Here is a 229-nt window from a genome sequence, read left to right as displayed (position 1 = left end):
CGAATCCGGCGCGCCCACCGGCGATAAGCATGTGCTGTTGTGGAATCCGCCGGTGGTCAATCCCGACCTCGGCCTGCGCGCATCGGCGCGGTCGCAGAGCAACCGGATCGCCCGCTTGGCGATCAAGGCCGGGTTGAAGACCCTGGTGTTCGCGCAGTCGCGCACGATGGTGGAAGTGCTCACCAAGTACCTGAAGGATGTGTTCGACCACGATCCACGCAAGCCGGCG

At 65.1% G+C, this 229-nt stretch carries 1 protein-coding gene; it reads left to right on the top strand.

The genetic code is table 11. The features are described 5' to 3' along the window. Window positions 1-229: hypothetical protein (locus OH705_RS28995; protein WP_267303671.1), on the top strand; the 229-nt coding region annotated here is incomplete at both ends.

It is taken from the genome of Pseudomonas sp. BJa3, assembly GCF_026343815.1.
Classification (GTDB): domain Bacteria; phylum Pseudomonadota; class Gammaproteobacteria; order Pseudomonadales; family Pseudomonadaceae; genus Aquipseudomonas; species Aquipseudomonas soli.
The sequence above is the reverse complement of the archived record's forward strand: the minus strand, read 5'-3'. Positions and strand labels throughout refer to the sequence as shown.